Here is a 12,641-nt window from a genome sequence, read left to right as displayed (position 1 = left end):
CAGCAACGCCTGCATCGCCGCATCGGGCCGGCGCCGGCCCTGCTCGTAGGCTTCCATGGTCCGGGCCGAGATGCGGAACTGCCGCTCGAACTCCTTCGTCGAACGGGCGACCCTGCGCCGGATCGCCTGCACGCGCTGGGGCGTCAGGACATCGTTCGGCAGGTCGTAGCTCTCGGCCTGGATCTCGCCGCGCAGGTAGGCGGCCATCTCCTGAAACGCCTCCACGAGGTCGTCGCCGACGCGGGAGCCGGCACCCCGGTTCACGGCGCGCGCGGTCATCGGGAGCCTGCCTTGACGCTGGCGATCGCGTCCAGGATCGCCTTGCGCTGGTCGGGCGACAGATCGTCCCTCTCGTTCTTGGCGTAGGCGGTCATCATGAACAGCAGTCCCGGTGCGATTGCGACGTCATGCGACGGCTGCGCCCTACAGCACCCGCCGCGGATCGAGCGCGTCCCGCAGGCCGTCGCCGATGAAGTTGATGGACAGGACGGTCAGGAAGATCGCCGCGCCGGGAAACAGCGCCCAGTGCGGCGCGACGTCGAGATGGTCCTTGGCGTCGAACAGGAGCCGGCCCCAGGTCGGGATGTCGGGCGGGAAGCCGAGACCGAGGAAGGAGAGCGTGGATTCGGCGATGATCGCCGCCGAGACCTCGATGGTCGCCGCCACGATCACCGGGCCGATGGCGTTGGGCAGGATGTGGCGCGTCACTTGGTGCAGCGGCCCGGCCCCTTGCGCGCGCGCCGCCTCCACGAACTCCTTCTCGCGCAAGGAGAGGAACTGCGCCCGCACGAGGCGGGCGACGGGCATCCAGCGCAGGCCGCCGATGACGGCGACGATCATCACGAACACGCCGCCCTCGACCCCGAAGACCTCCTTCAGCCGGTCGCGGAAGAGGTAGATGACGAGCAGCAGCAGCGGCAATTGCGGCAGCGACAGGAAGAGGTCGGTGAGCCACATCAGCGCGGAATCGAGGAACCCGCGCGACATGCCGGCGAGCGCGCCCACGGCGACGCCGACGAGGGTCGCGATCAGCATCGCGGCGAAGCCCACCGCCAGCGAGATGCGCCCGCCGTAGATCATGCGGGCGAGGAGGTCCTGGCCGAGATCGTCGGTGCCGAACGGGTGCTGGAGGGACGGCCCCTGCAGCATCGCCGAAAAGTCGATCTCGTCGATGGCGACCGGCCAGAACAGGCCGCCGAAGAGCACGCCGAGCACCATCACGGCGAGCAGCCCGCACGACACCACCGCGAGCCGGTGGCGGCGGAAGCGCCGCCACGTGTCGCGCCCCGTGGCGGCGGGCGCGTCCGCCTGTGCCCCCGCCTCAGCGGAAGGAGATGCGAGGGTCGAGCCAGCCATACAGGAGGTCCGCGACGAGGTTGAACAGCACGACGAGGCAGGCGAACACGAAGGTGACCGCCATCACCACCGGCGTGTCGTTGGCGAGCATCGCGTTGATGAGCAGCGAGCCGATCCCCGGCACGCGGAAGATCTGCTCGGTGACGATGGCCCCGCCGAACACCGCGGGGATCTGCAGGGCGACGAGCGTCACCACCGGGATCATGGCGTTGCGGGCGATGTGGCGCAGCGTGACCGCGCCCTCGCCGAGGCCCTTGGCGCGGGCCGTGGTGACGTAGTCGAGGCGGGCCACGTCGAGCACCGCGGCGCGCACGTAGCGGGTGTAGGAGGCCGCCTGAAACAGGCCCAGCACCGCGATCGGCATGATCGCCTGCCGCAGGTGCTCCCAGTACCAGCGCCAGCCCGTTGCCGCGACGTCGGCGTTGTAGACGAAGGGCAGCCAGTCGAGCTTGAGGCTGAAGACCAGGATGAACAGGAGCCCGGTGAAGAAGGTCGGCAGCGAGAAACCCACGAAGGCCAGCGTGTTCGCCACTTGGTCGAGGAGCGAGTAGGGCCGCAGGGCCGCCAGGATGCCGACCGGCACCGCGACGAGGAGCGCGAGCACCTGCGAGGAGCCGACCACGAACAGGGTGGTGGGCAGGCGCTGCAGGATCAGGTCGTCGACGTCGATGCGGCTGGCGAAGGAAAAGCCCCAGTCGCCCTGCAGCATCGCCGCGAGCCAGTGCAGGTAGCGCACGAAGACCGGGTCATCGAGGCCGTACTTGGCCCGGAGCGCCGCCCGTACCTCCGGCGGCACGTTGGGGTTGGTGGCGAGTTCCCCGAACGGGTCGCCGGGCGCGAGCGCCAGCACCGTGAACAGGATCAGGCTGATCCCCAGCAGGCTCGGGATCGCGATCAGCAGCCGGCGGAGGAGGTAGGCGCCCATGCCGCCTCAGGTCTCCCGGTACCATTCGGCCAGGAAGGCGAGCGAGTTGTCCCAGCCGCCCTGGACCGTCCTGAGCTTGCCGTTCACCGCGGAGACCTGGGCGCGGTGGAGCAGCGGCAGCACGTTCTCGGCGACCACGATGTCGTTCATCTTGATGAACTGGGCGGCGCGCTTGACGAGATCGAGCTCGCCCTGCGCGGCGCGGTAGCAGGCATCCGCCTCGGCGTTGCGGATGCGCGACACGTTGCGGCCCTGCCACTTGTTCTCCTTGGTCGCCACCTCCCAGGAGACGTACTGGAGCATGAACACGCCCGGGTCGGCCTGCGTCATGTTCCAGGTGTACATCTGCATGTCGGCGTAGAAGTGCGGGTAGGTGTCCGGGTTCGCCACGTCCGAGGAGAAGAACACCGAGCCCGGGATCGATTTCAGCTCCATCTCGATGCCGGCCTTCTGGGCGGCCTGCTTGATGATGGCCTGGGTCTTCTGGCGCGGCGCGTTGATCGAGGTCTGGTAGACGAATTTGAGCCGCTTGCCGTCCTTGGCGCGGATGCCGTCGCCGCCCTTCTTCCAGCCGGCCTCCTCCAGGATCTGCGCCGCCTTGTCGGCGTCGAAGGCGAAGCGGGTGTTGGGCGAGCGGAACTTGTCCGGGCCGTTGAGGATGTTGGCGGTCGCCCGGCCGGTGCGGCCGTAGATGAATTGCTGCACCGCCGCCCGGTTGACGAGCAGGTTCATCGCCTTGCGCACCGCCGGGTCCGAGAAGGCGGGGTGCTGCGTCTTGATCGAGGAACGCTCGCCGTCGACCTCCGTCCAGGGATCGGTGGCGTTGAGCTGGATGAACTCGACGTTGCCGCCGTAATACATCTCGATGCGGCCCTTGCCCTCGGCCTCCAGCCGCTTGAGGATCTCGTCCTCGACCTGCATGTTCCAGGCGTAGTCGTACTCGCCCGTCTGCAGCACGGCGCGGGCGGCCGAGACCGCGTCGCCTCCGCCCTTCATCTCGACCGTGTCGAAGAACGGCCGGTTGGGCACGTGGTAGTCGGGGTTGCGGGCACCGCGGATGATGTCGCCCGGGCGAAATTCCACGAACTTGTAGGCGCCGGTGCCGACCGGCGCGAGGTTCGCGGGCGCGTCTCGGGATTTCTCGCCGACGTAATCCTTGAACAGGTGCTTGGGGATGATCATGCCGACGGTCGACACGTAGGCGTCGGCCCAGAACGGCGTCGGCTCCCGAAACAGCACGCGGACCGTGAGGTCGTCGACCTTCTCGACCTTGATGTCCTTGTAGCTGCCTGCCGTGGTCGCCGCGGTGGCGGGGTTGGCGGCGTATTCCCAGTTGAACACCACGTCGTCGGCGCCGAAGGGCTGGCCGTCGTGCCACTTCACCCCGGGCTTGAGCCGCCACGTGACCGAGCGCCCGTCCGCCGCGACGCCGCCGTTCTCCCGGCTCGGGATCGCGGCGGCGAGGATCGGCACGAGGTTGCCCTCGCCGTCCCAGGCCGCGAGGGGCTCGTAGAAGATGCGCGAGCCCTCCTGGTCCTTGGTGCCCACCGCGAAGTGCGGGTTGATCAGGGTGGGGGCCTGCCAGAAGAGCAGCTTCAGCGGCCCGCCGCCGCCCGCCTTCGCCGGCTTGTAGGCGGCGCGCAGGTCCGCGGTCTGGGCGAGGCCCTCCTGGGCGAGCATCATCCCGGCCACCGGGGCGGTGAGGCCGAGCGCCAGCATCCGCTGCACGAAGGCCCGGCGGGAGACCCGCCCGTCCCTCACCCCGGCGATCAGATGCTGCAGGTCCCGCTCGCTCATCGCCGTCTCTCCCGTGACAGGCCGGCAGCATGCGCTCCGCGCCGAGGCCTCCGCAAGGGACCTCTGCCAAGGGACTTCGGCCAAGGGACCACTGCCAAGGGACGCGCGCCGCTGCAGCCCGCGGCGACGTCGCAAGTCGCGCGCCAGCCCACGCCCGGCGCGGCGACGAAAAATTCAGCGCGGCAGTGTCGGATCGCGGCGCGGCCGGTCGTCCTTGGGACGAGCCTCGCCACAAGGGGCCGCCACGAGAGGACCGGGACCATGAGCACGCAGACCGATTGCCCCGCCGCCGCGCCCGCCGTGAAGGGCGGGGTCGTGCCCTACCTGCAGGTCGACGGCGCCACCAGGGCCGCCGAGTTCTACACCCGCGCCTTCGGGGCGGTGGTGGTCGCCTCCCACCCGCCGGACGCGCAAGGGCGCACCATGCATGTGCATCTCCACGTCAACGGCGGCTCGGTGATGCTGAGCGACCCCTTCCCCGACCACGGCTACCCGCACGAGGCGGCGAAGGGCTACAGCCTGCTGCTGCCGGTCGAGGACATCGACGCGGCCTTCGCCCGCGCGGTGGAGGCGGGCGCCACGGTGGTCACGCCGGTGGCCGAGATGTTCTGGGGCGACCGCTACGGGCAGCTGCGCGACCCGTTCGGTGTCCTCTGGGCCATGAACGCGCCGAAGCGCTGAGAGCGGAGAGCGGCGATGACCCAGGACCAAGGACGCGCGGACCGCGACCTCGTGCTCACCCGCCTGATTCCGGCCCCGCGCCGGGCCCTCTACCGGGCCTGGACCGATCCGGTGCTGCTGAAGCAGTGGTTCGCGCCGCTGCCCTACACGGTCCCGCACGCGGAACTCGACGTGCGGCCGGGCGGCGCCAGCCTCGTGGTGATGCGCGGCCCCGACGGCAGCGAGTTTCCCAACCGCGGCGTCTACCTGGAGGTGGTGGAGAACGAGCGCCTCGTGTTCACGGACGCCTACACGGCGGCCTGGGAGCCCTCGGACAAGCCGTTCATGACCGCGATCGTCACCTTCGCGGACGAGGCGGGAGGCACCCGCTACACGGCACGCGCCCGCCACTGGAGCGCCGCCGACCGGGAGGCGCACGAGGCGATGGGCTTCCACGAGGGCTGGGGCCGATGCGCCGACCAGCTCGCCGGGCTGGCCGCGCGGCTCTGATCCCCGACCGCGAGACCAGACAGTGATCGGGGCCGGCCCGCGCGCGGGCCGGCCCGTCAGGACGCGAGGTCCCCCCGGAGGCCCATCAGCTCGGCGAGGGGCGCCTCGGCCGTGAACACGATGCCCTGGCGCCGATACGCGATCGCGGCCGTGCCGGCGATCTCGCTGGCCAGCGCCCGCTCGATCATCCGCGAGCCGAACCCCGTCCGCGTCGGCGGCGTGACGGCCGGCCCGCCGAGCTCTTCCCAGCGCAGCCGAAGGCGCTCCGGCGCCAGGCCGTCCACGATCTCCCAGCTGACGATCACCCGGCCGGCCTCGACCGACAGCGCGCCGTACTTCACCGCGTTGGTGGCGAGCTCGTGCAGCGCCATCACGAATGCCAGCGCTGCCCGGGGCTTCATGCGGATCTCGGGGCCGCCGATGCTGAACCGGCCGCGATCGGAGCGGAACGGGCGCAGCGTCTCGGCGACGACCTCGGCCAGCGTGGCGCCCTCCCAGTTCTCGCGCGTCAGCACGTCGTGGGCGGCCGACAGCGATTGCAGGCGCGCGTCCAGGGTGTGGCGGGCCTGGTCCAGATCGCTGGCGGTGCGCAGCGTCTGATGGGCGATGGACTGCATCGTCGCCATCGAGTTCTTGACCCGGTGCGTCAGCTCGGCCGCCAGCAGGTCGCGGTGCTCCTCGCCCCGCTTGCGCTCGGTGGCGTCGATCGTCACGCCGGCCAAGCTCAAGGGCGTCCCGTCGGCCCGGTAGGAGGGCTGGCCCCGCACCTGGACCCAGCGCACGTCGCCCGCCGGGGTCATGGCCCGGTACTCGATGTCGTAGTCGGTGCGGTGCTCGATCGAGGCCGCGACGGCGGCCTGCATCCGCTCGCGGTCCGCCGGGACGATGGCGGCGATCAGGTCGTCGTAGGTGAAGGGATCGCCGGGCGGGCGGCCGAAGATCCGCCGGCACTCGTCCGACGAGATCAGCCGCCGGTCCGCCAGGGTCAGCGACCACGTGCCGAGCCGGCCGGCCTTGACCATGAAGTGCAGCCGCGCCTCGCTCTGCCGCAGTTCCTCGGTCCGGCGCAGCACCTCGTCTTCGAGGGCGTCGCGGTCGCGCTGCAGCCGCACCATGCGGTCGCGCTCCAGCGTGACGTCGAACTGCGAGGCGAAGAAATACGTCAGCACGCCGTCCTTGTCGAACACCGGCGAGATGAGCAGGCGGTTCCAGAAGACCTCGCCGCTCCTCTTGTGGTTGAGGAGTTCGATCTCGATCGTCACGCGCCGGTCGATGGCGTCGCGGATCTTGGCGACGTCGGCCGGATCGGTTTCCGGGCCTTGCAGGAAGCGACAGTTCTTGCCGAGACTATCGCTGCGGCTGTATTCGGTCAATCTGCTGAAGGCATCGTTGACGAACACGATTGGGTTGTCGTGCTGGTTGGGATCGGTGATCAGCATGGGCATGCGGGTTGCCTTGACGGCGGCCGCGAACGGATCGGAGCTCTTGTCCGTGCGTGACAATTCCTCGACCAAGCGGTCGTGCTCGCGTTGATCGGTCAAGACCCGTCGGCTCCCCACAGGGCAGGATGCGCGGATTGCTCCGGCCTCGTTCCTTCCCTGCGGCCTATACCATACCCCAGTTGCCAGGATGCAACCGGCCGGACCGTTCCGGTCAGGGCGCGCCCGACCGCGGCGCGGCGGCCTTGCGCAGGTCCTGAAGCGCGCCGGCCAGCCGGAGCGCCTCGCCGGCGAAGGCGAGGCCGAGGGTGATCCGCATGGTCCGCAATCCGACTTCGTCGTCCAGATTCGACGGGCCGCTCCGGGCGTGTCGCTCGATCGCCGCGAGGTGTCGTACGACCTGCCGCCAGTCTGCCTCAGTCTCGGCGGCTGCCGTCGCCGAAAGAGGCGTATTCGCCTCGGCCATGAGCGCTCCTTCGAGACGGCGGGACGCGCCGATTACCTCGGACGGCATATAGCCGAAGGCTATCGAGGAGGATACTGCTTTCGGGAATGAGTATTGATCGCGCTCGATCCGAGTCTCGATCGAAACCCGTGAGGTCAGGGGCGGTTGTGCGACGCGATCCCGGCCTGCCTGCGTGTCTCGCCCGGCCGGTGGTCGTCGCGGGTCCGGCCGTGCCGAGGCCATCCTCGTCACCGGTCCGGCCCGCGTTCCGGTGACGGTCGGCGCATCGACGCGCGGCCCTCCCGGCGCCGCACGCGTGATCGCCGCACTCGTGATCGCCGCCCTGGGCGAGGCGCTGTGTAGCAACGGGCGGGCTGCACAACGCCCGCCCCCTCGCGTTGAGGGCTGGTCCGGGTTCGCGGCTGCGTTCCCGCGCTACCGGCAGACATCGATCTGGACATTCTGCACTGCGAACGGGCTGGGGATCTGCAATGGCGATGAGATCGACGACAGTCAAGCTTGTGCAAGCCAGGACTGCTGCCTGTTCACCAGATGTCGCCGGATCGCACTGAGACCAGCGAACTGACCGAAGTTGCAGAATGGCGGCTTGGAACGACGAGATCACTGAAAAAGAGGCTTCGAATTTATCGTCGATCCTTGATGATTACCCATGTAGTTATGCTGATATTTAGATCTAGATCAGAGTGCGAGGTGAGGGGCATACAAGAACTTGCGCTGATCTCACTGGAGCGGGCAGACCTTCGAGGAGCCTTAATCGGCCTAAGCGATTCCGTCACACGGACGTTGATCAACGCAGGTTGATATTGCCCTTGTACTCATGAAGAAGCATAACAAATGGTAGAATGCATGCCGCAAAAATCAAAGGTTTATCGATATAATCAGCTGCCAAAGCGCCTGCTACGGCTCCCAAGGCATAGCCAAACCACGCAAGAGCGAATATGGCGCTTTCGCGTTTCACTTGCTTGCCCGGAGAGGGCCACATCCAAGACACAAGTTCCTCGCCAATCTTTTGGAGATTTCCCGTAATAAACACGTGATTCAGGGTGACGCCCCCAAAACGATTGGCAGCCGAGTTCTGAATCCCCATTCCAAGTGCGAGAAGCAACGCTCCCCAGAATTTATCGACAAAGCTGCTAACAATGAGTAAGCCACTTGTAAATATAAGCGCTCGAAAAACTTCCAGGCCTGCTCGTACGATGATGCGACCGAATATCACTCCAAACAAGAACATGACTATGATTGCACCGTGAAATGCAGCTTGCCGATATTTAGCCGTTGCAAGTTCTATTCCCATTAAAATCGTGTTGCCTGTCATTAGCCCTGCAAACGCATTCAGATGCAAATACCCAATGGTATCTGCGTATCCAGCGATGATCGCCAGCACCGTTACACGGAACATGGGACATCCTCACCTTGAGCGTGTAAATGGAAGCGACATTCGTCAGATGGACGGCTCAATCGCTCGTGTTCGTGGGTAGAGGAACGCCAAGCGCGTCTTGTAAACCGCGTCAGGGAGCTGATTGAGCCGCTCGGCCGACTCTGGTTGCGGCAAGCGGCAGCCAAGCCGCGTTGGTTCCCCCGGCTGAACGGGGCGTCGGGTGCACCACCGCCGAGATACCCGCGGTGCTCGCGACCAACCCGTTCTCCGGCGCTGCGCCGAATCTCGCGGTCGCGATCTTGTTGCATCAGGCGCCCGCAGCCGACGCGCTGGAGCCCATCCCCGGTCACCAGGGGAAGGAACTTCGGCTCGGCGCCCGGGAGATCTACGTTCACTCCGGTGAGGGCATGGCCCACTCGACGCTCCGCATCCCGGCGGTCAAGGGCGGCGCCGCTCGAAACATGAACACGGTGGCGAAGCTGACGCGCATTGTCGTCCGCGGTGGTCATGCTGACGGCCAGCCCGATGCGTTCAGTCAGAGGTTGGAGCGAGACTGAACGAGATGCAGGAAATAAAATGCATCTCTGGTGCCAGGTATCTGTTAAGATAGCGCGAGAGAACAACTGTGAATCGCCACATTGATTTCATGCGCCAAGCCTTGCCGTCTCCAGGAGCCAGCCTCCATCCCGAGCGGATGAGCCACCTCGTGCTGCTGAACGCCCTTTACGGCGGCGCCGAAGGACACGCGATGCTCGGGCGTGGCACCGAGATGGACGATCCCCGGCGTCCCGGCCGGTTCAATGCTGGCGCGGTCGGTGCCTACCGGTTGAATCCCGCGGCTTCTCTCCTGCCGGTTTGGGACCGCACCATCCCGGTCGAAGACAAGGCGACATGGCGCGACCCGCTGGTCGCGGAGGCGTATGTGCGCGAGGCGATCGCAAGTGAACCGAGTTCACCGACGCGCAACCCGCCGACCTTCCGCTCGCCCTCGGGTGCCTTGGAGGACTCATTCTACATGGCGACGGGCCGTCAATTGTGGGTCGCAGGCTCGATCACCGCGCGCGTGCTGATCGTGCGCGGTGGACGCAGTTTCTGGAGCCGCGCCGAGGACGTGGCGCGCCTGGAGCGCCATCTCGCGCAGGCGGCCTCGGTCGCGGTGGTGTCGCTGCCCGAGGCCACGCACTTCATCCACCTCGATCGCGCTGAGGACGGCCGCGACCGGCTGTCGGCCGAGGTCGATGTGCGTCTCAGATCAGGATCGTAGCCATTGCGCTGGTGGCCGGAATACGGTCAGCCACACATGCGCCGGTAGCGGCGGCAATTGCCCTGCCCCTGTTCGCCGTAGATGTCCTTGTTGCGGCACGCGTCACGCAGTTCGGCGCACATGCGGCGAGAGCGGCGCTCCATACGCTCCTCGCGGTAACCGCGCCCATCGTCGACATCCACACCGCCGGGTCCGATCCGGATTCCTTGCGCGAAACTCGGGGCATTCAGGACCAGCAGCGCGGCTGTCGCGACTGTGGTGAGCACGATCTTGCGCATTTCATCGTCTCCCTGACGTGATCGTTCTGCGTTGGGGAGAAAACGTCCGCACGCCGGAAGAGTTCGGAACGGCAGCATCACCGGTGGAATGGCGAGGTCGCGACGTCGGTCAGGTGACTCACCAAGAGCGAGCGCACGTGGCCTGACACCCGTTCGTCAGGCAACATGGATCCGCTGCGATCGCCGCCATGCGGCGTGGCTGCACTCGTGTACAAGCGGCGCGAGCACGTCATCAACCTGTTCATCTGGCCGGAAGCACTCACGTCGGATGATGCTCGGTCCATCCGCATGTCACGCGAGGGATACAGCCTGCTTCGCTGGACACAGGCCGGATTGACCTTCTGGGCCGTGTCTGATCTGAACGCGACGGAGTTGCAGGAGTTCGAGCAGGACTTCGCGGCCCGCGCGCCCAGATGATCGATCATCATACGGTCGAAGATGAGGACGATCCATGTCCATGTGCCGCAGACAATGCCCATGGGCTGTCCACGAGCTTCAGAGTTTCTTCGAGAAGCGCTTGGCCAATCTGTTCCGACGGGAGCGCTTGCAGCAGCACCTGGCGGAAAGGGCGGTGGAAGGACGAGAGTTCCTGTAGGCTGTTCGTCAGCGCGGTGCTGCTGAGGACGCGCTCCGGGCGGACGATGCGGGCCTGGATGAGGGTGAGCAGGGCGGCAGAGGTCCGGGCGTGGGTGTCGGTCAGGACCCGGCGCCTGCGCCTGGATCGGACGAAGCGTGTCGCGCCACAGCGCGAACGCGTCGGCCTGCTCCGTCTACATCCGCTCGACAGCCTCGGCGACGGCCGGGGCCGTCGCCGGGCACAGGATGTGTGGTGCGTCTCGCGCCATACGAAGTCGAAGGAGAATCAGAGTGGCAAAGCCCAGCCCAAGCGAAGCTGTTGCGGAAACGTCGAAGCCATTGTCCGGCAAGGCCATCATCTATACGGGCCGGGGCGGTTACGAGGTCATCAAGGTCGTTGACCGTACCGTGAGGGCGCCGGGCGCCGACGAGGTCCGCATCCGCGTCAAGGCGGCGGCAGTGAATCCGACCGACATCGTGTTGCGCGATCCAGGGCGCGGCGACCCGCCCGTGACCCCTGGCATGGACGCTGCGGGCGTCATCGAGGCGGTCGGTCCGGGTGTGTCGCGTCTCCATATCGGAGACGAGGTGATGGCGGCTGTCGTGCCACTTCGGCCGGAGGGCGGTGCACAAGCCGAGTACATCGTTGCTCCTGCCGCTTCGGTCGTTCCCATTCCGATGGGCGTCTCCCTCGCCGAGGCCGCCACTTTGCCGATGAACGGGATGACTGCCCTGTACGCCTTGGAGCTCACCGGGTTGTCGAAGGGCCAGACGCTGGCCGTGAGCGGGGGCGCCGGCCTGCTGGCGCACTACACGATTGCGGTCGCGAAGTACCAGGGCCTGAAGGTTGTTGCCGACGCGAAGTCGGAAGAATTTGATCTGGTGCGCAGCTATGGCGCGGACATCGTGGTGGAGCGAGGACCCGAGTTCGCCAGCACGATCCGAACCAAAATTCCAGAAGGCGCCGACGCGCTAGTTGACACGGCAGTGCTGCGTGAGAAGTGCTTTCCTGCCATCCGGGATGGCGGCGTCTATGTCCATGTTCGTCAGTGGCAGGACGCTCCGAGCGTGCGCGGAATCCGGACCAAGTTGGTATGGGCCAGTGAGGTACTTGAGCGAACCGAGTGGCTTCTGCTACTTAGTGATTTAGCTGAAAGAGATGTTATCAAGCTTCATATCACAAAGGAATATGGACCGGAACAGGCCGCGGATGCTCAGCGTGCGCTGTTGGCTGGCGGGCTCCGTGGCCGACCTGTGATCGTTTTCTCGCCGTCCAAGTTTGATGCTTGATACTTACTCGCGACGTTCACAACGAGTGGGATATTGCGTGAAGGCGTCGGCGGCTCGGCTCATGGTGGAAAGTTCATCTCCCTGATCCTGCGGGAGGGGCCTGTCGGTGGCCGTGCTTCGGCCTGCGAGGCGGCTTTAGCCTGCCCATCGCAGAGGACTGCCCTGCGGCGCGGCTGGCTCGCGTTTTCACACGGCCTCGGTGGAAAGCAGCCTTCGGCAACGGGTATCGCGCGGCAGGTCCATGCCAAAAGCCCCGACCATCGCGGAGCTGCGCTGGTGCCTCGACGCGAACACGATCGCGCCCTGCGAGGCTTTCAGCGCGTCCCCTGCCTGAATCGTGAGCCGACGGGCTCCATGGAACTTCCCCTCCATGCCCGAAGCCCATTGCTCGTCCGTCATCTCCAACAGGTCGACCCCGGGAACCGCGCCGGCGACCTTGAGCAGTGCGTCGATGCGGCCGAACGCGGACAATGTCCGCTCGACGACGTTCGCGGCCGCCGTCGGCTCGGCCAGATCGGCGTCGATCACGAGCGCCTCGGCGCCGGCGGATCTCACGACCGCCGCCGTATCCTCGAGCTTGGTCCGGTTGCGGGCCACCAGAACCAGAACGGAGAAGTCTTTCGCCAGCCGCATGGCCGTCGCATGACCGATGCCCCGGCTGCCTCCGGTCACGATGGCCACCGTCTTCGTCATCTCCGCCTC

General features: G+C 66.8%; 15 protein-coding genes. 6 read left to right on the top strand and 9 right to left on the bottom strand.

Translation table 11 applies throughout. The features are described 5' to 3' along the window. The 4 genes from ACKUB9_RS30950 to ACKUB9_RS30935 form a co-directional block, all read right to left on the bottom strand. Window positions 1-279: helix-turn-helix domain-containing protein (locus ACKUB9_RS30950; protein ID WP_410825994.1), on the bottom strand; the 279-nt coding region annotated here is incomplete at its 3' end. A 144-nt stretch (window positions 280-423) separates the two neighbouring features. Next, a complete protein-coding gene (locus ACKUB9_RS30945; protein ID WP_407519563.1) occupies window positions 424-1,356 on the bottom strand; it encodes an ABC transporter permease in 933 nt (310 codons plus the stop codon). Next, entirely contained in the window at window positions 1,322-2,281 is a 960-nt protein-coding gene (locus tag ACKUB9_RS30940) for an ABC transporter permease (RefSeq protein ID WP_407519562.1), read from the bottom strand. Before ACKUB9_RS30940 ends, ACKUB9_RS30945 begins: the two co-directional genes overlap by 35 nt. 6 nt (window positions 2,282-2,287) lie before the next feature. Beyond that, window positions 2,288-4,078 carry a peptide ABC transporter substrate-binding protein gene (locus tag ACKUB9_RS30935; protein ID WP_407519561.1) on the bottom strand — a complete coding sequence of 597 codons (1,791 nt, stop codon included), beginning with the start codon at window positions 4,076-4,078 and terminating at the stop codon, window positions 2,288-2,290. Window positions 4,079-4,339: 261 nt separating this feature from the next. On the opposite strand from ACKUB9_RS30935, the gene ACKUB9_RS30930 reads away from it, so the two are divergent. Next, window positions 4,340-4,759, top strand: coding sequence for a VOC family protein (locus ACKUB9_RS30930; protein ID WP_407519560.1), 420 nt, complete (start codon window positions 4,340-4,342; stop codon window positions 4,757-4,759). A gap of 15 nt (window positions 4,760-4,774) precedes the next feature. Beyond that, complete coding sequence (locus tag ACKUB9_RS30925) at window positions 4,775-5,248, top strand: SRPBCC family protein (RefSeq protein WP_407519559.1); 474 nt, start codon at window positions 4,775-4,777, stop codon at window positions 5,246-5,248. 56 nt (window positions 5,249-5,304) lie between these two features. Here ACKUB9_RS30925 and ACKUB9_RS30920 read toward each other — a convergent pair whose 3' ends face one another. The 3 genes from ACKUB9_RS30920 to ACKUB9_RS30910 form a co-directional block, all read right to left on the bottom strand. After that, window positions 5,305-6,789 (bottom strand): HWE histidine kinase domain-containing protein, encoded by a 1,485-nt coding sequence (locus ACKUB9_RS30920; RefSeq protein WP_407519558.1) that lies wholly within the window; start codon window positions 6,787-6,789, stop codon window positions 5,305-5,307. 112 nt (window positions 6,790-6,901) lie between these two features. Next, complete coding sequence (locus ACKUB9_RS30915; RefSeq protein ID WP_407519557.1) at window positions 6,902-7,153, bottom strand: hypothetical protein; 252 nt, start codon at window positions 7,151-7,153, stop codon at window positions 6,902-6,904. Window positions 7,154-7,940: 787 nt separating this feature from the next. Beyond that, window positions 7,941-8,552, bottom strand: a complete 612-nt coding sequence (locus ACKUB9_RS30910) for a YoaK family protein (RefSeq protein WP_407519556.1) — start codon at window positions 8,550-8,552, stop codon at window positions 7,941-7,943. Between the two features lie 224 nt (window positions 8,553-8,776). Between ACKUB9_RS30910 and ACKUB9_RS30905 the strand changes: the two genes are divergently transcribed. Beyond that, window positions 8,777-9,088: a hypothetical protein gene (locus tag ACKUB9_RS30905; protein WP_407519555.1), complete on the top strand. Its 312-nt coding sequence runs from the start codon at window positions 8,777-8,779 to the stop codon at window positions 9,086-9,088. A 149-nt stretch (window positions 9,089-9,237) separates the two neighbouring features. Next, the gene (locus ACKUB9_RS30900; RefSeq protein WP_410825992.1) at window positions 9,238-9,795 is read left to right on the top strand and encodes a hypothetical protein; all 558 of its coding nucleotides are present in this window, start codon (window positions 9,238-9,240) and stop codon (window positions 9,793-9,795) included. Between the two features lie 26 nt (window positions 9,796-9,821). Here ACKUB9_RS30900 and ACKUB9_RS30895 read toward each other — a convergent pair whose 3' ends face one another. Continuing rightward, complete coding sequence (locus ACKUB9_RS30895; RefSeq protein WP_407519553.1) at window positions 9,822-10,073, bottom strand: hypothetical protein; 252 nt, start codon at window positions 10,071-10,073, stop codon at window positions 9,822-9,824. A gap of 165 nt (window positions 10,074-10,238) precedes the next feature. Between ACKUB9_RS30895 and ACKUB9_RS30890 the strand changes: the two genes are divergently transcribed. Together ACKUB9_RS30890 and ACKUB9_RS30885 are read left to right on the top strand one after the other, a co-directional pair. Continuing rightward, a complete protein-coding gene (locus tag ACKUB9_RS30890) occupies window positions 10,239-10,490 on the top strand; it encodes an anti-sigma factor (RefSeq protein WP_407519552.1) in 252 nt (83 codons plus the stop codon). Window positions 10,491-10,940: 450 nt separating this feature from the next. Next, window positions 10,941-11,939, top strand: coding sequence for a quinone oxidoreductase family protein (locus ACKUB9_RS30885; RefSeq protein WP_407519551.1), 999 nt, complete (start codon window positions 10,941-10,943; stop codon window positions 11,937-11,939). Window positions 11,940-12,125: 186 nt separating this feature from the next. On the opposite strand, the gene ACKUB9_RS30880 is transcribed toward ACKUB9_RS30885, so the two are convergent. Then, complete coding sequence (locus ACKUB9_RS30880; RefSeq protein WP_407519550.1) at window positions 12,126-12,632, bottom strand: SDR family NAD(P)-dependent oxidoreductase; 507 nt, start codon at window positions 12,630-12,632, stop codon at window positions 12,126-12,128. Window positions 12,633-12,641 lie beyond the last annotated feature (9 nt).

This window comes from Methylobacterium oryzisoli (assembly GCF_046557895.1).
Classification (GTDB): Bacteria; Pseudomonadota; Alphaproteobacteria; order Rhizobiales; family Beijerinckiaceae; genus Methylobacterium; species Methylobacterium oryzisoli.
The sequence above is the reverse complement of the archived record's forward strand: the minus strand, read 5'-3'. Positions and strand labels throughout refer to the sequence as shown.

What these genes read in the sequence shown, in the direction of transcription:
- ACKUB9_RS30935 (WP_407519561.1), bottom strand. Translation starts at nt 4,078, where the DNA reads ATGAGCGAGCGGGACCTGCAGCATCTGATCGCCGGGGTGAGGGACGGG.
- ACKUB9_RS30940 (WP_407519562.1), bottom strand. Translation starts at nt 2,281, where the DNA reads ATGGGCGCCTACCTCCTCCGCCGGCTGCTGATCGCGATCCCGAGCCTG.
- ACKUB9_RS30880 (WP_407519550.1), bottom strand. Translation starts at nt 12,632, where the DNA reads ATGACGAAGACGGTGGCCATCGTGACCGGAGGCAGCCGGGGCATCGGT.
- ACKUB9_RS30890 (WP_407519552.1), top strand. Translation starts at nt 10,239, where the DNA reads ATGGATCCGCTGCGATCGCCGCCATGCGGCGTGGCTGCACTCGTGTAC.
- ACKUB9_RS30895 (WP_407519553.1), bottom strand. Translation starts at nt 10,073, where the DNA reads ATGCGCAAGATCGTGCTCACCACAGTCGCGACAGCCGCGCTGCTGGTC.
- ACKUB9_RS30930 (WP_407519560.1), top strand. Translation starts at nt 4,340, where the DNA reads ATGAGCACGCAGACCGATTGCCCCGCCGCCGCGCCCGCCGTGAAGGGC.
- ACKUB9_RS30925 (WP_407519559.1), top strand. Translation starts at nt 4,775, where the DNA reads ATGACCCAGGACCAAGGACGCGCGGACCGCGACCTCGTGCTCACCCGC.
- ACKUB9_RS30945 (WP_407519563.1), bottom strand. Translation starts at nt 1,356, where the DNA reads ATGGCTGGCTCGACCCTCGCATCTCCTTCCGCTGAGGCGGGGGCACAG.
- ACKUB9_RS30910 (WP_407519556.1), bottom strand. Translation starts at nt 8,552, where the DNA reads ATGTTCCGTGTAACGGTGCTGGCGATCATCGCTGGATACGCAGATACC.
- ACKUB9_RS30915 (WP_407519557.1), bottom strand. Translation starts at nt 7,153, where the DNA reads ATGGCCGAGGCGAATACGCCTCTTTCGGCGACGGCAGCCGCCGAGACT.